The organism is Chthonobacter rhizosphaerae (genome assembly GCF_013839525.1).
Lineage (GTDB): Bacteria > Pseudomonadota > Alphaproteobacteria > Rhizobiales > Pleomorphomonadaceae > Chthonobacter > Chthonobacter rhizosphaerae.
This window is the reverse complement of record NZ_JACDIS010000016.1, coordinates 58669-80942: the sequence shown is the minus strand read 5'-3', so window position 1 is coordinate 80942 and position 22274 is coordinate 58669. Positions and strand designations below refer to the sequence as shown.

The following is a 22274-nucleotide window of genomic DNA, read 5'->3' as shown; positions in this document are numbered from 1 at the left end:
CACTGACACAGAAGGATGACCATCATGACCCCCTGGCACGCCGCTTTCGGTTCCGAAGTCAATCAGGGCCAGAACAGCGCCTCCGTCACCGCCGCGAACGGCATCGGCAACAGCGTGGACGGCGCCGTGGTGGCCGAAGCCACCCAGGTGATCGGCGACGTGGAGCACGGCTTCGACTACGACCCGGCCTTCGAGATGAACACCGGCTTCAACTCCGCCGACGTCAACGCCGGCAACGGCCTCCTCAACTCCATCGACGGCGGCGTCTTCGCCATCGCCGACCAGACCGTCGGCGACGTGGACCTCGGCTTCCCCCTGCCGATCCTCTTCTGAGCGATCCCGGCGCCGTCTCCCCGGCGCCGACCTCCTCCTCCCGGCGGAAACCGCGGCGCCCCACGCCGCGGTTTTCCGCCGTGTCCGGCAGCCGCCGACCGTCGTCGCTCCGGGCGGGAGCACTGCCGCAAGCGCAAGCTTTGCGCTCGCCGCGCTGGCGGTCGCACGATTATGCTTAACGTCTTTAGGAGATGATAACCAACACGCGTCAAAGTTTAGACAACCTGCTCGTCTCGTCAGTGCGGCGTGCTACACCTTTCTTCATCGGCACTGGGGGTTTTGCGATGAAGACGACGTCAGGCGAGAGCACCAATGGCTTCGGCCCGATGCTTGCGGAAACCTTCAACACGTCGTTCGCCGTACCGCGCGCGCTCTTTTCTACGCTCGCCATGCTGGGCGTTATCATTCTCGCCATCGCGGTCGCCCTCTGACCACGGCCGCGCGCGGAACGAACCGGACCGGCGAAAGACCGCCGGTCGTCGGCCACGGCCACGCTCGCGCTCGCCTCGGTTAACAGCTCGTTAGAGAATCCGGCGGCATTCTCGGGGTCACCAGTCCTTCCGACCCACGAGTGCTGCCGGCCATGGTGTCCGCACGGTTTCCCAATGGTGTCTTTCAGCTTGCCCAGGCGTCGGAGGCCAACCGCGGCCGGGCGCTCCTGAAAGCCTCCACGGAGCTGTTCGTCTCCGAGCCGACGCACGTCCTCGCCGAAATCCACATGTACGAGGAGTTGGCGCTCCAACTCCTGCGCATCACGCCGCTCGACGACCGGCGGCTGGTGGCGCACATGCTGTCTCGGCACAAGGACGCCCCGGCGGCGGTTCTGCGCGCCCTGATGGCGGACGACATCAGCGTCGCGGCCGTGATCATCGAGAAGGCCGAGACCGTGCCGGAGGTGGACCTCATCGCCCTGGTGGCGACCGGCAGCCCGGACCACCTGCGCTCGCTGGCGCGGCGCGTGCGGCCGAGCCCCGCCCTTGTGGAAGCGCTCGTCCGCAACCTGCCGGAGGCGGATCTGCCGATCCTCCTCGACAACGCGACCGCCCGCATCCCGGCCCACGTGATGCCGATGGTGATCGCCGCCGCCCAGGGCCGGCCGGAAATCGCCCGCGCGCTCGGGGGCCGGATCGAGGATCTGGACGACGCGGCGCTGACCGACCTCTTCCTCGACCTCGACACCCGCGGCCGCCGCCGGGTGGTGCAGGGCCTGGAAATCCTCGCGCTCCGCGCCTTCGCGTCCAAGACCGCGATCCCGCGGCCGCCGGCGCCCTCCGCCGAGCTGGTGCAGGCGCTGTCCCGGGCGGCGCTGCTGCGCGACCTCGACGTGCTGGCGGGCCTTCTGGCGGATCTCCTGTCCGTGGAGGAGACGCTCGCCCGGCGGCTGCTCCTCGACGAAGGCGGCGAGCCTCTCGCCATCGCCCTGAAGGCGGTCGGCCTCGACCCGGCCACAAACACGCGCCTCCTGCTCTTCACCGGCGGGCCGGACCAGCGCGACTATTTCCAGATGAAGCGGCTGATGGACCTCAACGAGAGCATCTCGCTGCGCTCCGCCGCCATCCTGGTGAGCCGCTGGCGCCAGGATCGCCCGCCGCTGCCGCAGCGCCGGCCGCGCCACGTGCCGCTTTCCGAGGAGGGCAGCCCGCTCCGGGCCGCCGCCCCCGCCGCGCGCCGGGTCCCGACCGCCGCCCCGTCGACGCCCGCCACCCGCGACCGGGCTTGAGCCGCCGTCGGCCGGCCGTTCAGCCCGGCTCGACCACATCGAGCCCGTGGCTGCCGTCGCGCGCCTCCGTCTCCACCACGTAACAGTCGCTGTCGAAGGTGCGCTCGCGGGCGAGCCGGGCGTCCACGTCCGCCTCCGGAGCGTGCGCCATGATCCGCTCGAACACGCGGCCACCGGCGATCGCGGGGTCGAGGTCGGCGGCGAACACCTGCGGCAGGGGGCCGTAGAGATCGGCGGTGCCGTCGAGCCGGCTTACCTTGACGAAGATCGCGCCCGCCTCCGCGGCGCCCCGGCGCACCACGGCCGTGAAGTAGCCGCCGTCGTTGCGCCGGCGCGCGTAGGCGCTGACGAAGAAATCGGACGTGACGCGCTGCATGGGGATACGCCTTCGCTGCCGCCGGGCCGGGCGTGGCCGATCCGCCGCCCGCCGGTTCAGTCCATGGACAGACCGCCGATCGCGATCAGTTCGCGCAGGAAGGCTTCGTTGATCATGCCCGTGACCGCAAGCCCCCGGTTCGCCTCGAACCGGCGGATCGCCTCGCGGGTCTCCGTCGTCCACACCCCGTCGCGGCGGAGCGGGCCATAGCCCGCGTCGTCGAGGGCCGTCTGGATGCGGGCGAGACGCGGGTCGGCCGGCGGCGCGTCGAGCGCCGTGGACGCGACCGGCGCGTCGCCGGCGGTATCCGGCCGGAACACCGGCCGGTCGCCGTCGCCGGGCGTGTAGCGAAGCGTCCGGGCGGCGCTCTCCCGCACGCGGGGGGTGGCGGGCTCGACGGCCGGCGACGGACCGGGCTCCGGCGGCACCGCCACCGGCGCCACCGCCACGGGTGCGACGGAGACAGGGCGCTCGGCGACGTTGGCAGGCTGGCGCTCGGCGACAGTGGCAGGCTGGGGCTCGGCGGCGGCGAAGCCCGTGTCGCCGCCGGACAGCGCGCCGCTCCGCAGCGGCGAGGGGCGCGGCAGCGGCACGGACAGGGCGCCGGACGGGCCGGGCGCGGCGTCGGCCGGCGCGGACCCTGCGGCCGGGCCGGTGCCGTCCGCCGGGGCGGCCGCCCGGGGCACGGCCACGTTGAGGATGGTGAGGAGGTCCTGCGAGGGCTCGCCGGTCTCCTCCAGGCCGTGGGCGGCCTGGAAGCGCTCGATGGCGTCGGCGGTCATCGGGCCGGACAGGCCGTCGACCGCGCCCTGGTAGAAGCCGAGCGCGACGAGCGCCGCCTGGGTGTCGGCGACCAGCTGCGGATCGGCGGCAGGTCCTTCGCCGAGCAGCGAGCCGATCGGATCGGGCTCGGGATCCACCGCCGGACCCTGGGACGGCGGCGGCAGCGTGCGGGTGCCGGGCAGCGGGCTCGTGCCGGTGAAGAGGGGCGCCGGGTGGGCGCCCGGCTGCAGCATCAGGGCGTTGGCCATGATCGCCGAGCCGACGGCCACCATGACCGCGCCGCCGAGGGTCGCCATCGGATTGGCGAGCGCGGTGTCGAGCGCGGCGGCGGCCATGCCGCGCCGGGGCGGATCGGCTTTCTGCCGTCGACGTCCCTTGGGTGCCATGCGGTCTATGCTCTCTTTGCGGCTCGATAGATCGTCCCGCCGTCGCTCCGGGTCTGCCGGGTCGTCAGCGGCGTCGGCTCGCGGTCGCAGTTGATCGGCAGGGTGACGGTCACCGTGGTGCCGACCCCGAGCGCCGAGTCGATCGTCATGGTGCCGCCGTGGAGGGCCGCGAGACCCTTCACCACCGACAGGCCGAGGCCCGTGCCCTCGCGGCGGCGGTCGTAGCCGCTGTCCGCCTGGACGAACGGATTGCCGAGCCGGGGCAGGTCCTCCGGCGCGATGCCGATGCCGTTGTCCTTGACGTAGAGGGCGATGCGCCGTCCGTCGCGGCGGGCGCCGCAGACGACCTCGCCGCCCCGGTCGGTGAACTTGATGGCGTTGGACAGGAGGTTGAGCGCGATCTGCCGGCACGCCCGGCGATCGGCGACCAGCTCGGGCAGGTTGTCCTCCACGTCGATGCGGACGGCCACGCCCGCCTGCTGGGCCTGCGGCTCCATGATCTGGCCGCAGCGGTCGAGCACCGGCTTCAGATCGAACGGCTCGGGCGTCACGTCGAAGCTGCCGGCCTCGATCTTGGACATGTCGAGGATATCGTTCACCACCTGCAGCAGGTGCTCGCCGGAATCCTTGATCAGGCGGGCATATTCCCGGTGACGCTCATATTCGAACTTGCCGAAGATCTCCTGCCCGAGGATGTCGGAGAAGCCGATGATGGCGTTGAGCGGCGTCCTCAGCTCGTGGCTGACGTTGGCGAGGAAGCGCGTCTTGGCGAAGCTCGCGGCCTCCGCGTCCTGCCGGGCCTTCAGGATCTCGGCCTCCTGGGCCTTGCGATGCTCGATGTCGCGGGTCACGCCCACGACCACGCCGCCGAAGCCGGCCGCGGCCTCCTCGGAGCGGCGGAGCAGCGTCTCCACCCAGACCCAGCTCTCCGGCTCGCCCTCGTCGCCGCGCCTCAGGCGGAACTGGACGCCGGAAAGGCCCCGGTAGATGGCTTCCGACAGCGCGGTCAGGTAGGCGGGCCGGTCGGCCACGTGGACGCGGCGGAACAGGCCGTCGCCCATCAGCGCCGACGGCGGCACGCCGAGGAGGCGGCTGACGGCGGGCGACGCGAAGGTCACGTCGGCATCGGCGCCGTGGCAGGTCACCACGTCGATCATGGTGTCGGCGAGAAGGCGGTAGCGGGTTTCAAGCGCGCGGGCGTGCCGGTCGGCGTCCCGGTTCTGGGTCTCGATCCGGATCGCGATCATGGCGCCGTAGATCATGGCCACCACGGCCGCGACGCCGACCACGGCCATGCCGCCGGGCAGCGCGGCCGGCTCCGGCACGAGGCCGAGGGCGCTGGAGCCCACGACGGCGCCAAGGCCCGCAGCCCCGATGGCGGCGGCGGCGGCGATCACGCGGCGGCTGTTGGAGAGCGCCGCCTCGATGGGCGTGACCGCGAACCAGACGAGCGCGAAGGAGGAGAGGCCGCCCGTGTTGAGGGCCACGACGGTGACGAGAAGCGTCAGAACCGCGGCGGACGCCAGATAGCCGGCGTCGAGGCGGCCCGTGCGGCTCACGTAGAGCCCGACCAGGGCCTCCAGGCCCAGGATGCCGAGCGTGAGCGAGGAGAGGACGGCGAAGCGCCCCTCGAACACCAGGCAGAGCGGGATGAGGGCGAGCGCCAGGATCCCGCTGCCCAGGTGGGCTGCGATGAAGGCGCGATGCCGGGCGCAGCCGGTCGGATCGGCTGCCGCCGACCCGTGGACGAGCGGGTCGAACGACCGCTCCAGAGCCCGAGAGACCTCGTCGATACGCAATACGCTACCCCACTCACACGGGTCGCTGCGGCCGAAGCCGACACCCCCGGACCGTGCCACACCCCCCTTTAAGGAGTCTTGATGCGGAGCGGCCCGGACATCACTCGCAAGCGGCAAACCGTATCTTCCGCCGGTTGCGGAGGCACCGATCGACTTTGTGGTTAACGAGCCCTCAATCGGCGGCGGGCGTCGCGCGGGAACCGGCCAAGCCGTTCCGCCGGCTTGGTTTTCGGCCGATCCTTCCAATTCGACGAAAATTTCGGCCGCATTTGACGCAAATGCCGCCACGATTTGATCGTGTGCCTGAACGGGATCGCAAATGACGGCGTGCATGCTCCGTCCACTCGGGAGACCCGGCCCGCGCCCCATGCGACCCCGCGCCGGCCGTCGCCCCGACGAGGGACGAACGTCACATGTTTCTGATCCGCACGGCCTTCTGGCTGACCATCGCGATCCTGCTCATTCCGGTCGACGAGGAGACCGCCCGCCAGGTGGAGGAGAGCGGCCTGAGGCCGATCGCCGCCGGCGAGGCGATCATCATCGCCGAGGACGCGCTCGTGGACGCCGGCGGGTTCTGCGACCGCAACCCGACGACCTGCGAGATCGGCAGCCGCTTCGGGGCCACGCTCGCCGTGAAGGCCAAGGCGGGCGCGCGCCTCCTGTCCGACTTCCTCGACGAACAGTTCGCGGCCGAGCCCGCGCCGGGGGCGGACCGGGGCACCCTGACGGCGGAGGACCTGCAGGCGCCCTGGCGCGGCCCGGCCCTGGACACCAGCATCTGACCGCCCGACCGGGCGCCGCTTGCCCCCTTCCTGCTCCCTGCGCCGGCTTTTCTTCCCCGCCTTTCTTCCTTGCCCGGACCTCGGCCGCTATATGAGCCAAAGGACCGGCGACGGGAGTGACGGGATCCGATGACGCTCGACGAAATCCGAGAGAACTTCTCCTTCCTGGACGACTGGGAAGACCGCTATCGCTACGTGATCGAGCTCGGACGGTCGCTGCCGCCCTTCCCCGAGGACGCCCGGACCGACGACAACAAGGTGCGCGGCTGCGCCAGCCAGGTCTGGATCAAGACGGACGTGGAGCAGGACGGCGGCGAGCCGCGCCTGTCGTTCGTGGGCGACAGCGACGCCCATATCGTCAAGGGCCTGATCGCCATCCTGCACGCCACCTATTCGGGCAAGCCCGCCCAGGAGATCCTCACCACCGACCCGGAGAGGATCTTCGAGGAGCTGCAGCTGCGCGAGCACCTGACGCCCCAGCGCTCCAACGGCCTGCGCTCCATGGTGGACCGGCTCCGCCGGGAGGCGACCGCGGCCGCCGCCTGACCCCGCGGGCCGCGTGCGACGGCCGCCCGCGGCAACGCCGACCGCCGAAGCCCGGCCTGCCCGGCCCCGTTCACGCCTTGGGACGATAGTCCGCCGCGCCCCAGTGGCGCGGTCTCGCGGCCTCGCCGCCGCGCGCCGCCTCCGCCAGCCCGTAGTGGCGGGCGAGCGCCGCGAGGGCCATCCGCAACACCACCTTGCCGGAGCGGAGCGGCCAGCCCTGGTCGCGCTCCACGTCGCCGAGCCCCTTGAGGTGGCAGCAGACGTCCACGAGCACGCTGCCGAGTTCCGGGCCGACGGCCGACAGGGCGCGGTTCACCCGGTCGCGGGCCGCCATGGCGGCCTCGGTGACGAGCAGGCCGCCGCCGGCACCGCCGCCCGCGCGCCGCTCCGCCGGTCCGCCCAGCGCGTCCCAGTTCATGGTGGTCCGGGCCATCAGGCCGGCGACGGTGTAGTCGGTCCTGAAGCGCTCTCCGGCCGCGAAGGCGGCCGGGCTGAGGAGTGGGACGCCGTCCTTGTCGCGCCGGGTGGCGAGCCAGGCGAGCGGGCTCTCGCCGTCGTCGATGGTCACGTCCGCCACCCGCCCGTCGGGGGCGACGACGCGGGCGGTCCGCGTGGGGCGGGCGGTCCGCCCCGGCCGGGCGGCGCGCCCGAGCCGGGGGGCGGTCGCGCTCATCGCCGGCCTCCCCGGCGCGGCCGGACGCCGACCGACGGCCTGCGGATCGCCACCCAGCGGTCGATCGCCGCTTCCAGCGACTCCAGGCGGCCGTCGATGTGGCTCATCTCCCGCAGGTCCTCCACGCGCCGGCAGGCGTGGCCGGCGGTGGACCGGTCGCGGCCGAACGCGCGCCCGCAGGCCGTCAGCGTCACGCCCACCCGCACGTGGAGCAGGTACATGGCCACCTGCCGGGCCCGGGCGGGCGTCTGGCGGCCGCGGGTCGGGTGGCGCAGCGTATCTCCCGGCAGGCCGAAGGCGCGGAGCACGACCTGCTCGACGAACTCCACCACATCACGGTCATCGGTCCGCTCCGGACGCGCCGGAGGTCGGAGAATTCGGGCGGAGTCGCAAGATCCGGCAGTTTGCATGGCTTCCCCCTTCTAGGAATAATAACCTAGACAGAAGACCACGACTTTCCGAACCGGGGATAACTTTCGGTTGTCGCACGAAATCATGGTTAGCGCCCGAGAAGCACCGGCCATGGGCGATAACATCAAGATATTACGAGCATCCCTCGCGGATGCTCCCGACCGGCGAGGTTCGTCCGCCAACGGGTCGGCCTACGGTCATGCCACCTAGGGTTTCAGTCGCATGTGATCTTGGGCGCTCGTCCGGCTCCGGCCGGTCAAGTTGTCCCCCCTCTCCGGGCGCGTGCCACACTGGGGTTCCCGCCCTTCCCGGAGACCCACGGCATGACCCTTGAGACGCCTGTCGCCCCCTGCTCCAGCCAGACGCGCCGCCACCTCGCGCGGCGGATGATCGCCCGCGGCGCCGCGGCGTATGACCGGCGGACCCTGACGCGCCTGCTGCCGCTCGGCCCGGACGAGATCGGCGGCGACGGTCCGCTCGTGACGGCCCGGATCTGCCGCCTGCTCGCGCGGGCGCTCCGGTCCGAGCGGACCCGGGGCCGGGCGGGCCACTGGACCTATGACCTCAACCGCCATGTGGGCCTCGTGCAGGCCCTGAAGGCGGAGCGGGCGCGACTGGCCGTCGAGACCGCCCGCCGGCGCGTCGCGCTCGAGCGCTTTCCGACCTGACGGACTCGTCAGGTCGACAAGACATCGCTCCAGATCCAAAAACTGGAGCATTCTCTCGGCGATCAGGTCGTCCAACTTGATTGGAGAATGCTCGAGACGATCCGGGCCGACAGCCCGGGCCGACGCCCCCGGCGTGACGGCGCTCGCCGCCGTCCGCCCCGGCGTGCCGGCGACCACCGCGTCCCACCACGGTCCTTCGGCCCGATCCAGCGGCGCGAGAATCCGCAAACGAAAACGCGGCCCCGGAGGGCCGCGCTTCATCAGGTCCGACGGACGAGCGTGCTGTCAGCGGCCGCGACGGCGCTGCTGGCCGAGGCCCATCTTCTTGGCGAGTTCCGAACGGGCGGCCGCGTAGTTGGGCGCCACCATCGGGTAGTCGGCCGGAAGGCCCCACTTCTCGCGGTATTCTTCCGGCGACATATTGTAGTGGGTGCGAAGATGCCGCTTCAGCGACTTGAACTTCTTGCCGTCTTCCAGGCAGACGATGTAATCCGGCGTCACCGACTTCTTCACCGGAACGGCAGGCTTGGCCGGCTCGGGCTCGGATTCCACCGGCGCGCCCTGCACGCGGTTCAGCGCGCCGACCACCTCATAGATGAGGTTCGGCAGATCTGCCGCTGCGACGGAATTATTCCCGACATAAGCAGCCACGATATGGGCCGCCAGATCGATCACCGTTCCGTTGTCGTCGATTTCACTCATGTCCTTGACCAGTCCCGTTGGCGATTTCGCTCGTCAAACCTTTGAAAGGCCGCAATGACGAGGGCTCCGGAAGCGCTGAAAACAATGCGTTGCAGGCGCTTCTTCGGGCCTCGGCGCTCAGCGCCGCTCGTTGACTATCGGTTGCTTTCAAATAGCGCCGTTCGCCTGAGAACACAAGCCAACAACCGAAGTTTTTCCGTTTGATCGAGCGGGGCAAATTGTCGTCGCCCTGTAAAGGAACAGGTGCGATAGACGATCCGACCTATTCGTCGGGCATGTCAACCGCAGTTTCCCGCTTCTACACATGCCATGAGGCGACCGGGGCCGTCGCGCCGAATCAGGATTCCGGATGTTCTTTCAACCGGGCCGCTTCGTTTGCTTCAGCGGTGGCGAGGAGAGCTGACGATACGTCACCTCGCCCGGCGCCCGAAATCGGAGAATAGCCGGCGATCAGCGCGGCCCGCGCCAGGAGATGCGCCGAGATGGGCGCAGTCAGGAGAAAGAAGAACACGCCCGCGATGGCCCGCGTGGTCACGTCGAGGTCGGTCTCCCAGACCGCGACCGCCAGCAGGCAGAAGCCCGAACCGAGGGTGCCCGCCTTGCTGGCCGCGTGCATGCGCGTGTAGACGTCCGGAAACCGCAGGATGCCGAGGGCGCCGACGATCGCGAAGGCGCCGCCGACCAGCAGGCAGATCGAGGTGAGGATGGCGGAGACGACGATCATGCGTGGCCCTCCCTGGCGTCCGGCCGGCTGTCGAGATCGCTGTCCGGCAGCGTGATGTCGGCGTCGCCCGCGCGGCCGCGCCGGAGCACGAAGCGCGCGAAGGCGACCGTCGCCAGGAAACCGACGAGGCCGAGCGCGATGGCGATGTCCAGGTACTGGTAGGTCGCGGTCTTGATGCCGATCGTGGCGATGAAGCCGATCACGATGCCGACCAGGAGATCGAGCGCGACGATCCGGTCCGGCAGGGTCGGGCCGAGGAAGATGCGCACCACCACGAGCGCCAGGGCGATGGACAGCATCACCAGCGTGACGGTGGTGACCCCGTCGATGAGAGCGGCAACGCTCATCGGAACGCCTCCATGATCTTCTTCTCGAAGCCTCCGCGGATGTCGGCGATCACCGCGTCCGCGTCGGGCATGTCGATGCAGTGCACGTAGAGCGTCCGCCGGTCGGCCGAGACGTCCACCGAAAGGGTGCCGGGCGTCAGCGTGATCATGTTGGCGAGGAGCGTGATCTCGAAATCGCGGGTCACGGTGAGCGGATAGGCGAGCATGCCGGGCTTCAGGTCCATGTCCCGCCGCACCACCGTGCGCGCCACCCGCCAGCCGGACTTCAGGAGCTCCACCACGAAGAGGCCGAACAGCGACAGCGTCTTCAGCGGGCGCACCCGCCCGCTGCCGGGGGAGAGATCCACCTTGACGAGCGACAGCGCCACCGCCGAGAGGGCGAGGCCGAACAGCATGTTGACGATCGTGAAGGCCCCGGTCACGGCCGTCCACACCACGGAGAACACGACGGCGAGGGCGAGGAAGTGGATCATGGGGCGGGCGCTCCCAGAACGCGGGCGGTGAAGCCGGCCGGATCGAGCAGGCCGGACGCGGCGCCTTCGGCGAGGCCGCCGATCGCCGTCGGCACGAGGCCGATCAGCACCACGGCGGCGGTGAGCACGATCACCGGCCCGACCAGCGCCACCCGGTCGGCCGGGTTTTCGATCACCCGGACCCCGGAAAGGTCGATGGCGCCGTCCGGCGTGCCCTCGGGGCCACCGCGCCAGAAGACGTAGAGCCAGATCCGGCCGACCGCCAGGGTCTGCAGGAAGCCGGAGACGAGCACCGCGGCCGCCAGCCCGGGCCGGTCCACCGCGAGGGAGGATTCCACCAGGATCGCCTTCGGCCAGAAGCCGGAGAAGGGCGGCAGGCCGGCGACGGCGAAGAGAAGCACCAGCACCACGCCGGAGAACAGCGGGGCCGCCGCGTAGAAGCCGCCGAGCCGGCGGACGTCGCCGGTCCCCGCGCGGGCCTCCACGACGCCGGCCGCCAGGTAGAGCGCCGTCATCACCAGCATGGACTGGACGGCGTAGAAGATGGACCCGGTGAGCGCGCCCGGCGAGCCGACGGCGACGCCGATCAGCATGGACCCGATGCCGGAGATGACGAGCCAGCCGAGGATGCGGCGAAGGTCCGAGCCGGCGATCGCGCCGAGCGCGCCGACGATCATGGTGGCCGCCGCCATCACCACCAGGAGGTCGGTGTAGGCGCCGGTCTGATTGCCGAGGAGGAGCACCGTCACCTTCAGGAGCGCGTAGACGCCGACCTTGGTGAGGAGGCCGGCGAACAGCGCCGACACGGTGGCTGTCGGCGTGTGATAGGAGGCCGGCAGCCAGAAGTTCAGCGGGAAGGCCGCCGCCTTCATGGCGAAGGCGAAGATGAAGAGGCCCGCGATGGTGACGAGCGGCGCCTCCGGCCCGGCGGCGCGCGCCTTCGCGGCGATGTCGGCCATGTTGAGGGTGCCGAGCGTGCCGTAGAGGAGGCCGACGCCGATCAGGAAGAAGGTGGTCGCCACCAGGTTGAGGAGGCCGTACTTCACCGTGCCATCGATCTGGGCCTTCTCCGAGCCGAGCACCAGAAGGCCGAAGGACGAGATGAGCAGCACCTCGAACCAGACGTAGAGGTTGAAGATGTCGCCGGTGAGGAAGGCCCCGGTGACGCCCGTCATCAGCAGCATCAGGAAGGGATAGAAGCCGTAGCGCCGCTCCGCCGTGTTGATGGCCGGGCCGGCGGTCGCGGTGGCGACCAGCGCCACGAAGGCCGCCGTGGTGGCGAAGGTGGCGCCGAGCAGGTCGACCGTGAAGGCGATGCCGAACGGCGGCTTCCAGGCGCCCATCATCATGGTCAGCGGCCCCTCGGCCACCACCCGGCCGAGCAGCATCAGATCGATGCCGAACAGGAGCGCCAGGCCGAGCGCCGTCAGCGGCCGGTGCAGGTGGGTGGCGTGTCGCACCATCACCAGGATGGCGCCGGTGACGAGCGGAACCACCACCGGCAGCACGATCAGCCAGTCCGACGCGGTTGACGGCGCCGTCACCATGGCGACGGCGAGATCGACCGCCGGGGCGTGGGGATCGGAAGCGGCCATGGGCGGTCAGTATCCTTGCGGCGGGCCGGCGTCGGCGACCGGCTCGGCCACCCGCATGGCGTCGGTGTCGTCGGTGCCGAGGTCCTGATAGGCCCGGAAGGCGAGCACCAGCAGGAAGGCGAAGAAGGAGAAGGAGATCACGATCGCGGTCAGGATCAGCGCCTGCGGCAGCGCGTTCGCGGCCCCCGCCGGCGGCGTGTAGGCGTCGAGCGCGATGATCGGCGGCACCTCGCGGGTCAGGCGGCCGGCGGTGAAGATCAGGAGGTTCACCGCGTTGCCCATGATGGCGACGCCGAGGAGGATGCGGATCAGCTTCTTCGACAGGATCAGGTAGAAGGCGGTCGCGAAGAACAGCCCGACGAGGACGGCGAGAGCGGGTTCCATCAGACCCCTCCCTCCCGCGCTTCGAGCGCGAGCGCGATCGACGTCATGGTGCCGGTGACGACGAAGTAGACGCCGAGGTCGAAGAAGAGCGGCGTCGACAGGGCCACCTCGACCCCGAGCACGCTCGGGAACGTCCAGAGCCCGGTCAGGAAGGGCCGCGCGAACACGATCGACAGGAGGCCCGCGCCGCCGGCGAGCAGCAGGCCGAAGCCGGCGATCTCCATGGGGTGGAAGCGCAGCGCCCGGCGCACGGTCGGCACCCCGTGGCTGAGGCCGTAGAGCGCGAAGGCGGAGGCCGCGATCAGGCCGCCGATGAAGCCCCCGCCCGGCTCGTTGTGGCCGCGCAGGGTCACGAACGCGGAGAACAGGAGCGTGAGGGCGACGAGGACCGGCGAAACGGTGCGGAAGATGATCGTGTTCACGGACGCTTCCCCTTCTCCGGCGTGGGCAGGATGGGCGCCCGCGCCTTGACGCGGACGAGAGCCAGGATGGCGAGGCCCGTGATCATCACCACGGCGATCTCGCCGAGGGTGTCGAGCCCGCGGAAGTCCACGATGATGACGTTCACCACGTTGCGGCCATGGGCGATGGTGCGCGAATAGGCGTCGTAGAAGTCCGTCAGCGTCCGGTCGAACGGCGCCTGCGTGACCTTCAGGAGCAGGAGCATGAAGCCGAGGCCGACGGAGCCGGCGACGACCCCGTCCCAGAACTTCTGGCGGAAGGGGCGATGGTCCCGCTCGCCGAGCGACAGGCGCGTCAGCACCAGGGCGAGGATCACCACCGACAAGGTCTCCACCATGAACTGGGTGAAGGCGAGGTCCGGCGCGCCGAAGAGCACGAACAGCACCGCCACCGCGAAGCCCTGGATGCCCAGCGACACGATGGCCGTCAGCCGCGTCTTGGCCACCAGGACCGCCGCGAGACCCGCGACCGCGATGCCGATCACCGCGACCTCCGTCAGGCGCATGGCCGGCACGCCGGGCCAGCTCGGCCCCTCGTCGAAGAGGACCATCGGGGCGATGATCGTCACGGCGACGAAGCCGAGCACCATGGCCATGTAGAGCTCCAGCCGCCCGGGCTGCACGATGCGGACGATCGCGCCCGCGCTCGCCACGATGCCGGCCACGATCTGGTCGAAGCCACGGTCCGGCCCCCAGCCGACCGCCCGCACGACACCGTCGACCGAGGCCCGGAGCGTGGACAGCGACCGATAGGCGAGGACGCCGAGACCGATCGTCGCCAGCGAGAGGATCAGCGGCATGGACACGTAGGTCGGGATCAGGTGGAGGTCGGCCGTCACTGGCCGGCCCGCCACGGCGCCGGCCATGGGCAGGATCAGCGTCTCGGCGAAGCCGTGGAGGAGGAGCGCAGCGCCAAGCCCCACCGCGCCGAGCACGATCGGCCCGAGGATGAGTTCGATCGGACCCTCGTGCGCGTGTTTCGGCGTGTGCACCTCCGGGCCGAGGAAGGGCTTGAGGGCGATCGCGAAGCCGATCACGAACATCAGCGCGTTGCCGACCACCGCCGCGACCACGAGCCCCCACCGGCCCGCGTCGTCGAGGCCGAGGTAGAGCGCCTCCTTGGCGACGAAACCGATCATCGGCGGCAGGCCCGCCATCGAGACCGCCGCCACCAGGGCGGACGCGAAGGTCACCGGCATCAGGGTCCTGAGGCCGCCGAGCTTCGTCACGTCGCGGGTGCCGGCCTCGTGGTCGATGGTGCCGGCCACCATGAAGAGCGCGCCCTTGAAGAAGGCGTGGGCGAGCAGATAGCCGACCGCCCCCACGATGGCGGCGTCCGTGGAGACGCCGACGAGGAGCACCAGGAGGCCGAGCGAAGCGACCGTCGTCTGGGCGAGCATCAGCTTCAGGTCGGTCTGGCGCACCGCCATCAGGGTGCCGACGATCAGCGTCGCGCCGCCGGCGATCGGAAGCACCGTCGTCCACTCCGGCGTGCCGCCGAGAACCGGATGGAGGCGCATCAGGAGATAGACGCCCGCCTTCACCATGGTGGCGGAGTGGAGGTAGGCCGACACGGGGGTCGGCGCCTCCATGGCGTTCGGCAGCCAGACGTGCAGCGGCACCTGCGCCGACTTGGTGAAGGCAGCGCCGAGGACGAGGAGGAAGATCGGCAGGTAGAGCGTGGACGCCCGGATCTGGTCGCCCGTCATGACGACCTCGGACAGGGTGCGCGTGCCGGTGGCGCCGCCGATCAGGATCACGGCGGCGAGGAGGCAGAGCCCGCCGGCGCCGGTGATCACCAGCGCCTGCAGCGCCGCCCGGCGCGCGCGGGCGCGGCTGTGGTCGAACCCGATCAGCAGGAAGGAGGTGATCGATGTCGCCTCCCACATCACGAACAGGGTGATGCCGTCGTCCGCCAGCACCAGGCCGAGCATGGCCCCCATGAAGAGCAGCATGAAGCTGAGAAACCGGCCGGCCTGCGGGTGTCCCTTCATGTAGCCGCCGGCGTAGAGCACGATGAGCGTGCCGATGCCGGTGACGAGGAGCGCGAACGCGAGCGACAGCCCGTCCACCAGCACGGAGAAGCGGACACCGTAGGACGGCCACCAGTCGAGCCCGGTGGTGAGCCGCGCGCCGCCCGCCACCTCGCCCACCAGCGAGACGAACCCCAGGAAGGCGGCGAACGGCACGACGGCCAAGATCCAGGCCGCGGCCCGGCCCGCGAATCGGTGAAGGACGGGTGCGACGAGCGCGGCCAAGAAGGGCGCCGCGAGGGCGATGAGGATCCAGGTCGGAGCCGTCGTGGAGGCTGGCAAGGGCAGTCTCTAAGGGTTCGTGTGGGCCTTCGGTCGAACATCGGCGACGGAACCCTAGACGATTCACGCCTGCAATCCACCCCTTAACGGCGCGGCTCAGAGGCCATGGTCGTGTGGCAGCGGCGGCGCTTCGTCCATCAGCAGGATCGTCACCCTCCGGTTCGCCGTCAGACCCGGATCGTTCTCGAACAGCGGCTCGCTGTCGCCCTTGCCGACCACCGCGCAAGCCAGGCGTCTCATCGGCGAGGACCTGCGACACCCCCGTCTTTGTCCGGGGGACCGGCATGCCCTATCTGAAGCGTGTGGCGGGGCCGTCTGCCGGCCCGAGGGGGCACGGCTTGGGAAAACTCGTGATGTCCGCGATCGAACGCCCCAAAGGTCTGAGAAACCCGGAGGACTGGAAGCACCGGCTGAGCCCGGAGGCCTACCGCGTCACCCGGCGCGGCGGCACCGAGCGGGCCTTCTCCCATCCTTATTGGAACGAGAAGCGGCCCGGCACCTACCGCTGCGTCTGCTGCGGCGAGCCGCTGTTCTCCTCGCGCGACAAGTTCGACAGCGGCACCGGCTGGCCGTCCTTCACCCGGCCGGTGTCGGCGGCCGCCGTCGGCGAGCACGCGGACTGGGCCTGGTTCCTGCGCCGGACGGAGGTGCGCTGCACCGGCTGCGACGCCCATCTCGGCCACGTGTTCGCGGACGGCCCCAGGCCCACCGGCCGGCGCTACTGCATCAACGGCGCGGCCTTGATGTTGCGCGCCGACGACGCTACCGAGGTCTGACGGACGCTTGATCCGCCGCGCCCATGCCTCGCGCGGCCCAGAGGAGGCTGGCTCCGGCCAGCCGATCGACGGAGACTTCATGACATCTCTCACGCCTCCCCGCGCCGAAAAGCGGCCGATCGCCACGACCCGCCACGGGGTCGAGCTGATCGACGACTACGCGTGGCTGCGCGCCGACACCTGGCAGGACGTGATCCGCGACCCGTCCAAGCTGCCCGCGGACATCCGCGCCCATCTGGAGGCGGAGAACGCCTGGACGGACGCCTACATGGCCGACACGGCGGAGCTTCAGGAGACGATCCTCAAGGAGATGCGCGGCCGCATCAAGGAGGACGACAGCTCCGTCCCGGCGCCGGACGGCCCCTATTCCTACTCCACCCGCTATCTGGAGGGCGCCCAGCACCCGCGCATCGTCCGCACCCTGCGGGACGGCGGGCCGGAGCAGGTGCTGCTTGACGCGGACGAGCTCGCCAAGGGCAAGGCCTACTTCCACCTCGGCGGCGTCGCCCACAGCCCCGACCACAAGCTCCTCGCCTGGAGCGTGGACGACAACGGTTCGGAATACCACACCATCCGGATCCGCGATCTCGGCACCGGCGACGACCTGTCCGACGAGATCCCGAACACCGCCGGCGGCATGGTGTGGGCGGCGGACGGCAAGTCCTTCCTGTACACCTGGCTGAACGACAATCACCGCTCCGAGAAGGTCTTCCGCCACGTGGTGGGAACCCCGGCGAGCGAGGACACCCTCGTCTACCAGGAGAGCGATCCGGGCTTCTTCGTCGGCGTCGGCAAGACCCACTCGGGCCGCTTCCTCGTCATCGACAGCCACGACCACGAAACCTCGGAGGTGCGGCTCGTGCCGGCGGACGATTCCGCCGCCGCGCCGGTCCTCGTCGCCGCCCGCGACCCGAAGGTCGAGTATGGGGTCGAGGACGACGGCGACGGCAACCTCTACATCCTCACCAACGCGGACGACGCGGAGGACTTCAAGATCGTCACCGCGCCGCTGACGACCCCCGGGCGCGCCTACTGGCGCGACGTGGTGGCCCACCAGCAGGGCCGGCTTATCCTGTCCATGACCGTGTTCAAGGGCCGGATGGTGCGCCTGGAGCGGGAGGGCGGCCTGCCGCGCATCCTCATCCGCGAGCTGAAGTCGGCCGAGGAGCACGCGATCCGCTTCGACGAGGAGGCCTATTCGCTCGGCGTGTCGGACGGCTACGAGTTCGACACCACCACGGTGCGCTTCACCTATTCGTCGCCGACCACGCCGGCCCAGGTCTACGACTACGACATGGTGACCCGCGACCGGGAGCTGCGGAAGACCCAGGAGGTGCCGTCCGGCCACGAGCCGGAGGACTACGTGGCCCGGCGCATCCTGGCCCCGGCGGCCGACGGCGAGACGGTGCCGATCACCCTCGTCTACCGCAAGGACACGCCGGTCGACGGATCCGCGCCGCTCCTCCTCTACGGCTACGGCGCCTACGGCATCAGCATGCCGGCGGGCTTCTCCACGTCCATCCTCAGCCTCGTGGACCGCGGCTTCGTCTACGCCACCGCCCACATCCGCGGCGGCAAGGACAAGGGCTACTACTGGTACCGGGACGGCAAGCGCGAGAAGAAGGCGAACACGTTCACCGACTTCATCGCCGCCGGCGAGCATCTCGCCGCCGAAGGCTTCACCAGCCGCGGCCGCATCGTCGCCATGGGCGGGTCGGCCGGCGGCATGCTGATGGGCGCGGTCGCCAACATGGCACCGGACCTCTTCGCCGGCGTCGTCGCCGTCGTGCCGTTCGTGGACGTGCTCAACACCATGCTGGACGACACCCTCCCCCTCACCCCGCCGGAGTGGCCCGAATGGGGCAATCCGATCGAGAGCGAGGAGGATTTCCGCCGCATCCTCTCCTACAGCCCGTACGAGAACGTGGAGGAAAAGGCCTATCCGCCGATCCTGGCGCTCGCCGGCCTCACGGACCCGCGGGTGACCTACTGGGAGTCGGCCAAGTGGGTCGCCCGGCTGCGGGAGCGCAAGACGGACGACAACCCGCTCCTCCTCCAGGTCAACATGGACGCCGGCCACGGCGGCGCGTCCGGCCGGTTCGACAGCCTGAAGGAGGTTGCGCTGCGCTACGCCTTCGCCCTGAAGGTGGTCGGCAAAGCGTGATCGCAAGCGGCTGATCGGCCGCGGCGGTCTCCGCGTATCGGTGAAGACACCGCACCCGGAGACCGTCCATGCCCGTCGATCGCCGCGCCCTCGGCCGCTTCGCCCTCGGCGCCCTGCTGGCCCCCGCCCTCCCCCGCGCCGCCGCCGCGGCGGACGGTCCGCCGCTCGTCCTGGAGGACTTCTTCACCGGCCGCACCCGGGGCGAGGGCCTGTTCGAGAGCGATCTCGCCGGGGTCCGCCGCCCCTTCACGGTCGACACGGTCGGCACGTTCGACGGGCGGACGCTGATACTGACCGAATACATCGCCTATGCGGACGGCCAGAAGGAGACGGCGGTCTGGCGGTTCGACAAGACCGGCCCCGCCACCTACGACGGCCAGCGCAGCCGCGTCGCCGGGGTCGTGCCGGTCCGGGCGGAGGGCGGGGTCGTCCGCATGGGCTACGTGGCCGAGGTCACCGGCACCGACGGCAAGCCGCTGAAGCTGCGGTTCGAGGACACCCTCCGGCTGATCGACGAAACGACGCTCCTCAACACCGCGGCGGTGCGCTTCCTCGGCCTCACGGTCGGCAAGGTGGAGGTCACTTTCCTCAAGCGCCGTTGAACAATAGACGATTTTTCCAGTCGATCGGCCTTCTGGCGAGGCTGTCGCAGCCCTAAATCCGGTGAGCGGCGTTGCCCGTTCCGGGTCGAGCCTCTATGGTCCCGGCCAGCGGTCGACCTCCACCGCGACGCCCGCCCCTTTCGTCCCTGATCCAATCTCAAGGAGACGTTTCATGGCCTTCGAACTGCCCGAACTTCCCTACTCCTATGACGCGCTGGCGCCCTACATGTCGCGCGAGACCCTGGAGTTCCATCACGACAAGCATCACCTCGCTTACGTGAACAACGGCAACAACCTCCTCAAGGGCACCGAATTCGAGGGCAAGAGCGTGGAGGAGGTCGTCGTGGGCTCCTTCGGCAAGAATGCGGGCCTCTTCAACAACGCCGGCCAGCACTACAACCACATCCATTTCTGGAAGTGGATGAAGCCGAACGGCGGCGGCGCCATTCCGGGCGAGTTGGAGAAGAAGATCGTCGAGGACTTCGGCTCGGTCTCCAAGCTGCGCGAGGACTTCATCCAGGCCGGCGTCACCCAGTTCGGCTCCGGCTGGGCCTGGCTCGCCGTCAAGGACGGCAAGCTCGTCGTCACCAAGACCCCGAACGGCGAGAACCCGCTGGTGCACGGCGCCACCCCGATCCTCGGCGTCGACGTCTGGGAGCATTCCTACTACATCGACTACCGCAACCTGCGGCCGAAGTACCTGGAAGCCTTCTTCGACAATCTGGTGAACTGGGACTACGTGGCCGAGCTCTACAGCAAGGCCTGATCCTCACGCTTGCCCGTCATCCGGCGGCCGCCCTCTTCGGGCGGCCGCCTTTATTGTCCTGTAACCACAGAAATACCTTCAGTTTACTGCATATTTATCTGAAACCCGTCCTTCAGATCTGCCCGGATAGTTTGGGTGCAGAGTAAAGGATAGGGAACACGCAATGGATAGCTCGAGCCTCGCCAAGTGCCGCATTCTTGTCGTCGGTCAGGGCTTCCTGACCCGTCCGGTCGCCAAGATGCTGATCGAGCACGGCTTCACGTCCGTCGTCGAGCAACATGACGAGAACGACGCCTACACGCTCATGCGGGCGACCCGCCTCGATGTTCTGATCCAGACGGTGATCATGCCGAACCCGGAGGGCTTCCCGCTGATTCAGAAGCTGCGCAACGACGCGGCCCTGCCGAACCGCATGTTCGCCGCCCTCGTCGTGGCGACCGGCAGCACCACGGACGGCGCGCGCCGAGCGATCTCCGCCGGCGCGGATCACATCCTGAAGAGCCCCGTCACCGGCGGGCTCCTGCTCGCCAAGATCTCGACGCTGATTACGCAGCCGCGCGACTACCTGACCCTGAAGTCCGGCTACGTCGGTCCGTGCCGCCGTCGAAAGGCGGCTTTCGAGGTCGCCGAGGACCGCAGGGTGTCCGACGCCGCGCGCGTTCACCTGAGGCCGCTCGTCGCCGAAGACAGCCCTTGAGCCGACGCCGGACGAACGGCGACCAGGGTGCGGTCTAATCGACCCGGGTCGCCGCCGGCGCGGTGTCGTTGGCGGCGATCTCCAGCACCATCTTGCGGCGAACAGCTTCGGGAAAACTGGTCGTCTCGTCCGCCACCACCACGAAGGCGCCCGGGCCGCCGATCACGTCGCGTTCGTAGTGCGCGCTGAGGGGCTCGCCGTTGACCCGCCGCACCATGCCGCCCGGCCGCTGGATGACGAGGCCGTTGATCGTCACGCCCTTGGCCACCGCCTCGTCGCGGGACACCTGCACCGGCCGGCCGCCGATGTTCGGGCCGTCGCCGGAGACGTCGATCACGGCCTTCAGGCCCTCGTAGGCGTTGTTCTCGATCAGATAGACGGAAAAGTCGATCGCCGCCGAGATGGAGTTGTAGCCGTAGGCCGCCCGAGGGCGCGTCACCAGCTTGTCGGCGAACACCTTGGCGGACGCCTCGTCCGACACGACCGACCAGTCCACGATCACGTGCTGGGAGGTCGGGCCGCCCCATTCCACGTAGGCGACGGCGATCCGGCCGGTGAGGCCCGCCTGGATGGCGTCCAGCACCTCCCGGCTCATGATGGCGTCCGCATAGCCGCGCCGCTGGAGGGCGAGTTCGTCGTCGTCGATGGAGCCGGACCCGTCGGCGGCGAGCACCAGTTCCAGGTCCACCTCCTCGGCCGCAGCCGGGTGCTCGACCGCCAGCGGCGAAAGGATCAAGAGGGTCGCGAAGGCAAGCGCGGTCTTCAGCATGGCCGTCTCCCGGTTGACCCGCTCGATGGTGGGGCCGGGGACGGGATCGTCAAGGCGCGGAGGTGCTGCCGAGTACGCAGAACGGCGGTTTCGGCCCGCCGATCCGGTCACGAATGCGCGAAGTCGAAGTAGAGCTCTCGCGCCCGGCGCGCCACAGGCCCCGGCTGCAGGTCGCGATCCTCGAACCGCGTCACCGGCATCACCTTGGAATAGTTGCCCGACGCGAAGATCTCGTCGGCTTCCAGCACGTCCGACACCTTCACGATCGTCTCGTGGACGGCGAAGCCGTCCTTGCGCAGAAGATCGGCCACCCGGCTCCGCGTGATGCCCGCCAGGAAGGTGCCGTTCGCCGCCGGCGTCAGCACCGCCCCGTCCTTGACGATGAACACGTTCGCGGTGGCGAACTCGGCGACGTTGCCGAGCATGTCGCAGACGAGCGCGTTGTCGTAACCCTTGGACTTGGCCTCCATCAGTGCCCGCCCGTTGTTCGGGTAGAGGCAGCCGGCCTTGGCGTCGAGCGGGGCGGTCTCCGGCAGCGGCCGGCGGAAGCGCGTCGTCGTCGCCGAGAAGCCGGTCGGCTCCGGCAGGGGCGCTTCGTAGAGCACCATGGCGAAGCGCGTGCTTTCGGCGAGCGGCGGCACGGACATGAAGCCGCCCTCCTCCGCCCAGTAGGTCGGCCGCACGTAGAGCGCCGTCCTGCCGTCGAAGCGGGTGAAGCCGTCGCGGGCGATTTCGGCGATCTCCTCCGGGCGCCTAGTGGCCATCAAGCCCAGCGCCTCGGCGCTCCGGTTCACGCGCCGGCAGTGGAGGTCGAGGTCCGGGGCGACGCCGTCGAAGAACCGCGCCCCGTCGAACACGGACGATCCCAGCCAGAAGGCGTGGGTGCGCGGCCCCATGATCGGCACGTTGCCCTCGTGCCAGGCGCCGTCCAGAAACGTCCAGGTCTTCGACCACTCAGCCATGGTGTCCGTCACTCCCAAGGTGCGCGTCGGCGCGGGGCCGCTACTCAAGGCTTTCCGGCG

27 protein-coding genes are annotated in these 22274 nt (G+C 70.0%); 11 read left to right on the top strand and 16 right to left on the bottom strand.

Features of this window, described 5'->3' with window-relative positions:
• Positions 1-24 precede the first annotated feature (24 nt).
• The 3 genes from HND91_RS20570 (at position 25) to HND91_RS20560 (ending at position 2053) form a co-directional block, all read left to right on the top strand.
• The gene (locus tag HND91_RS20570; RefSeq protein ID WP_181708482.1) at positions 25-333 is read left to right on the top strand and encodes a hypothetical protein; all 309 of its coding nucleotides are present in this window, start codon (positions 25-27) and stop codon (positions 331-333) included.
• Positions 334-617: 284 nt separating this feature from the next.
• The gene (locus tag HND91_RS20565; RefSeq protein ID WP_181708481.1) at positions 618-764 is read left to right on the top strand and encodes a hypothetical protein; all 147 of its coding nucleotides are present in this window, start codon (positions 618-620) and stop codon (positions 762-764) included.
• A gap of 152 nt (positions 765-916) precedes the next feature.
• A complete protein-coding gene (locus tag HND91_RS20560; RefSeq protein ID WP_181708480.1) occupies positions 917-2053 on the top strand; it encodes a DUF2336 domain-containing protein in 1137 nt (378 codons plus the stop codon).
• Positions 2054-2072: 19 nt separating this feature from the next.
• Here HND91_RS20560 and HND91_RS20555 read toward each other — a convergent pair whose 3' ends face one another.
• From HND91_RS20555 to HND91_RS20545, 3 genes are read right to left on the bottom strand one after another with little or no spacing between them, the layout of a single operon-like run.
• Complete coding sequence (locus HND91_RS20555) at positions 2073-2429, bottom strand: DUF1491 family protein (protein ID WP_181708479.1); 357 nt, start codon at positions 2427-2429, stop codon at positions 2073-2075.
• 56 nt (positions 2430-2485) lie between these two features.
• The gene (locus tag HND91_RS23120) at positions 2486-3598 is read right to left on the bottom strand and encodes a peptidoglycan-binding domain-containing protein (protein WP_181708478.1); all 1113 of its coding nucleotides are present in this window, start codon (positions 3596-3598) and stop codon (positions 2486-2488) included.
• Positions 3599-3603: 5 nt separating this feature from the next.
• Entirely contained in the window at positions 3604-5397 is a 1794-nt protein-coding gene (locus HND91_RS20545) for a PAS domain-containing sensor histidine kinase (protein WP_181708477.1), read from the bottom strand.
• 413 nt (positions 5398-5810) lie between these two features.
• Between HND91_RS20545 and HND91_RS20540 the strand changes: the two genes are divergently transcribed.
• Both HND91_RS20540 and HND91_RS20535 read left to right on the top strand, forming a co-directional pair.
• Complete coding sequence (locus HND91_RS20540) at positions 5811-6179, top strand: DUF5330 domain-containing protein (RefSeq protein WP_181708476.1); 369 nt, start codon at positions 5811-5813, stop codon at positions 6177-6179.
• Between the two features lie 129 nt (positions 6180-6308).
• Entirely contained in the window at positions 6309-6725 is a 417-nt protein-coding gene (locus HND91_RS20535; RefSeq protein WP_181708475.1) for a SufE family protein, read from the top strand.
• Positions 6726-6795: 70 nt separating this feature from the next.
• Here HND91_RS20535 and HND91_RS20530 read toward each other — a convergent pair whose 3' ends face one another.
• Together HND91_RS20530 and HND91_RS20525 are read right to left on the bottom strand one after the other, a co-directional pair.
• Positions 6796-7398: a DUF6456 domain-containing protein gene (locus HND91_RS20530; RefSeq protein WP_210272813.1), complete on the bottom strand. Its 603-nt coding sequence runs from the start codon at positions 7396-7398 to the stop codon at positions 6796-6798.
• Entirely contained in the window at positions 7395-7730 is a 336-nt protein-coding gene (locus HND91_RS20525) for a helix-turn-helix domain-containing protein (RefSeq protein WP_181708474.1), read from the bottom strand. Before HND91_RS20525 ends, HND91_RS20530 begins: the two co-directional genes overlap by 4 nt.
• 402 nt (positions 7731-8132) lie before the next feature.
• Between HND91_RS20525 and HND91_RS20520 the strand changes: the two genes are divergently transcribed.
• Positions 8133-8477, top strand: coding sequence for a hypothetical protein (locus HND91_RS20520; protein WP_246329606.1), 345 nt, complete (start codon positions 8133-8135; stop codon positions 8475-8477).
• A gap of 285 nt (positions 8478-8762) precedes the next feature.
• Here HND91_RS20520 and HND91_RS20515 read toward each other — a convergent pair whose 3' ends face one another.
• The 9 genes from HND91_RS20515 to HND91_RS20475 form a co-directional block, all read right to left on the bottom strand.
• Complete coding sequence (locus HND91_RS20515; protein ID WP_181708473.1) at positions 8763-9179, bottom strand: Ros/MucR family transcriptional regulator; 417 nt, start codon at positions 9177-9179, stop codon at positions 8763-8765.
• Positions 9180-9516: 337 nt separating this feature from the next.
• A complete protein-coding gene (mnhG, locus tag HND91_RS20510; protein ID WP_181708472.1) occupies positions 9517-9903 on the bottom strand; it encodes a monovalent cation/H(+) antiporter subunit G in 387 nt (128 codons plus the stop codon).
• On the bottom strand, positions 9900-10250 hold the full coding sequence (locus tag HND91_RS20505) for a cation:proton antiporter (protein WP_181708471.1): 351 nt from the start codon (positions 10248-10250) through the stop codon (positions 9900-9902). The genes mnhG and HND91_RS20505 overlap by 4 nt, the downstream gene beginning before the upstream one ends.
• Complete coding sequence (locus HND91_RS20500; protein ID WP_181708470.1) at positions 10247-10723, bottom strand: Na+/H+ antiporter subunit E; 477 nt, start codon at positions 10721-10723, stop codon at positions 10247-10249. The genes HND91_RS20505 and HND91_RS20500 overlap by 4 nt, the downstream gene beginning before the upstream one ends.
• Complete coding sequence (locus HND91_RS20495) at positions 10720-12318, bottom strand: Na+/H+ antiporter subunit D (protein ID WP_181708469.1); 1599 nt, start codon at positions 12316-12318, stop codon at positions 10720-10722. The genes HND91_RS20500 and HND91_RS20495 overlap by 4 nt, the downstream gene beginning before the upstream one ends.
• 6 nt (positions 12319-12324) lie before the next feature.
• Complete coding sequence (locus HND91_RS20490; RefSeq protein WP_181708468.1) at positions 12325-12702, bottom strand: Na+/H+ antiporter subunit C; 378 nt, start codon at positions 12700-12702, stop codon at positions 12325-12327.
• A complete protein-coding gene (locus HND91_RS20485) occupies positions 12702-13124 on the bottom strand; it encodes a Na(+)/H(+) antiporter subunit B (RefSeq protein ID WP_181708467.1) in 423 nt (140 codons plus the stop codon). Before HND91_RS20485 ends, HND91_RS20490 begins: the two co-directional genes overlap by 1 nt.
• Positions 13121-15478: a putative monovalent cation/H+ antiporter subunit A gene (locus HND91_RS20480; protein ID WP_181708466.1), complete on the bottom strand. Its 2358-nt coding sequence runs from the start codon at positions 15476-15478 to the stop codon at positions 13121-13123. The genes HND91_RS20485 and HND91_RS20480 overlap by 4 nt, the downstream gene beginning before the upstream one ends.
• A 96-nt stretch (positions 15479-15574) precedes the next feature.
• The gene (locus HND91_RS20475; RefSeq protein WP_181708489.1) at positions 15575-15718 is read right to left on the bottom strand and encodes a hypothetical protein; all 144 of its coding nucleotides are present in this window, start codon (positions 15716-15718) and stop codon (positions 15575-15577) included.
• A gap of 113 nt (positions 15719-15831) precedes the next feature.
• On the opposite strand from HND91_RS20475, the gene msrB reads away from it, so the two are divergent.
• The 5 genes from msrB (at position 15832) to HND91_RS20450 (ending at position 20483) form a co-directional block, all read left to right on the top strand.
• Positions 15832-16254 (top strand): peptide-methionine (R)-S-oxide reductase MsrB, encoded by a 423-nt coding sequence (msrB, locus tag HND91_RS20470; RefSeq protein ID WP_181708465.1) that lies wholly within the window; start codon positions 15832-15834, stop codon positions 16252-16254.
• 79 nt (positions 16255-16333) lie between these two features.
• Positions 16334-18418 carry a S9 family peptidase gene (locus HND91_RS20465; protein ID WP_181708464.1) on the top strand — a complete coding sequence of 695 codons (2085 nt, stop codon included), beginning with the start codon at positions 16334-16336 and terminating at the stop codon, positions 18416-18418.
• A 68-nt stretch (positions 18419-18486) separates the two neighbouring features.
• Positions 18487-19020 carry a DUF3833 family protein gene (locus tag HND91_RS20460; RefSeq protein WP_181708463.1) on the top strand — a complete coding sequence of 178 codons (534 nt, stop codon included), beginning with the start codon at positions 18487-18489 and terminating at the stop codon, positions 19018-19020.
• A gap of 172 nt (positions 19021-19192) precedes the next feature.
• Positions 19193-19786 (top strand): superoxide dismutase, encoded by a 594-nt coding sequence (locus tag HND91_RS20455; protein ID WP_181708462.1) that lies wholly within the window; start codon positions 19193-19195, stop codon positions 19784-19786.
• Between the two features lie 163 nt (positions 19787-19949).
• Entirely contained in the window at positions 19950-20483 is a 534-nt protein-coding gene (locus tag HND91_RS20450) for a response regulator (protein WP_181708461.1), read from the top strand.
• A 34-nt stretch (positions 20484-20517) separates the two neighbouring features.
• Here HND91_RS20450 and HND91_RS20445 read toward each other — a convergent pair whose 3' ends face one another.
• A complete protein-coding gene (locus HND91_RS20445) occupies positions 20518-21252 on the bottom strand; it encodes a DUF1194 domain-containing protein (protein ID WP_181708460.1) in 735 nt (244 codons plus the stop codon).
• Positions 21253-21359: 107 nt separating this feature from the next.
• Positions 21360-22214, bottom strand: coding sequence for a branched-chain amino acid aminotransferase (locus HND91_RS20440; RefSeq protein WP_181708459.1), 855 nt, complete (start codon positions 22212-22214; stop codon positions 21360-21362).
• Positions 22215-22274: the final 60 nt, after the last annotated feature.

Coding starts and splice junctions, on each gene's coding strand:
- HND91_RS20570 (WP_181708482.1), top strand. CDS start 25: ATGACCCCCTGGCACGCCGCTTTCGGTTCCGAAGTCAATCAGGGCCAG.
- HND91_RS20565 (WP_181708481.1), top strand. CDS start 618: ATGAAGACGACGTCAGGCGAGAGCACCAATGGCTTCGGCCCGATGCTT.
- HND91_RS20560 (WP_181708480.1), top strand. CDS start 917: ATGGTGTCCGCACGGTTTCCCAATGGTGTCTTTCAGCTTGCCCAGGCG.
- HND91_RS20555 (WP_181708479.1), bottom strand. CDS start 2,429: ATGCAGCGCGTCACGTCCGATTTCTTCGTCAGCGCCTACGCGCGCCGG.
- HND91_RS23120 (WP_181708478.1), bottom strand. CDS start 3,598: ATGGCACCCAAGGGACGTCGACGGCAGAAAGCCGATCCGCCCCGGCGC.
- HND91_RS20540 (WP_181708476.1), top strand. CDS start 5,811: ATGTTTCTGATCCGCACGGCCTTCTGGCTGACCATCGCGATCCTGCTC.
- HND91_RS20535 (WP_181708475.1), top strand. CDS start 6,309: ATGACGCTCGACGAAATCCGAGAGAACTTCTCCTTCCTGGACGACTGG.
- HND91_RS20530 (WP_210272813.1), bottom strand. CDS start 7,398: ATGAGCGCGACCGCCCCCCGGCTCGGGCGCGCCGCCCGGCCGGGGCGG.
- HND91_RS20520 (WP_246329606.1), top strand. CDS start 8,133: ATGACCCTTGAGACGCCTGTCGCCCCCTGCTCCAGCCAGACGCGCCGC.
- HND91_RS20515 (WP_181708473.1), bottom strand. CDS start 9,179: ATGAGTGAAATCGACGACAACGGAACGGTGATCGATCTGGCGGCCCAT.
- mnhG (WP_181708472.1), bottom strand. CDS start 9,903: ATGATCGTCGTCTCCGCCATCCTCACCTCGATCTGCCTGCTGGTCGGC.
- HND91_RS20505 (WP_181708471.1), bottom strand. CDS start 10,250: ATGAGCGTTGCCGCTCTCATCGACGGGGTCACCACCGTCACGCTGGTG.
- HND91_RS20500 (WP_181708470.1), bottom strand. CDS start 10,723: ATGATCCACTTCCTCGCCCTCGCCGTCGTGTTCTCCGTGGTGTGGACG.
- HND91_RS20495 (WP_181708469.1), bottom strand. CDS start 12,318: ATGGCCGCTTCCGATCCCCACGCCCCGGCGGTCGATCTCGCCGTCGCC.
- HND91_RS20490 (WP_181708468.1), bottom strand. CDS start 12,702: ATGGAACCCGCTCTCGCCGTCCTCGTCGGGCTGTTCTTCGCGACCGCC.
- HND91_RS20475 (WP_181708489.1), bottom strand. CDS start 15,718: ATGAGACGCCTGGCTTGCGCGGTGGTCGGCAAGGGCGACAGCGAGCCG.
- msrB (WP_181708465.1), top strand. CDS start 15,832: ATGTCCGCGATCGAACGCCCCAAAGGTCTGAGAAACCCGGAGGACTGG.
- HND91_RS20465 (WP_181708464.1), top strand. CDS start 16,334: ATGACATCTCTCACGCCTCCCCGCGCCGAAAAGCGGCCGATCGCCACG.
- HND91_RS20460 (WP_181708463.1), top strand. CDS start 18,487: ATGCCCGTCGATCGCCGCGCCCTCGGCCGCTTCGCCCTCGGCGCCCTG.
- HND91_RS20455 (WP_181708462.1), top strand. CDS start 19,193: ATGGCCTTCGAACTGCCCGAACTTCCCTACTCCTATGACGCGCTGGCG.
- HND91_RS20450 (WP_181708461.1), top strand. CDS start 19,950: ATGGATAGCTCGAGCCTCGCCAAGTGCCGCATTCTTGTCGTCGGTCAG.
- HND91_RS20445 (WP_181708460.1), bottom strand. CDS start 21,252: ATGCTGAAGACCGCGCTTGCCTTCGCGACCCTCTTGATCCTTTCGCCG.
- HND91_RS20440 (WP_181708459.1), bottom strand. CDS start 22,214: ATGGCTGAGTGGTCGAAGACCTGGACGTTTCTGGACGGCGCCTGGCAC.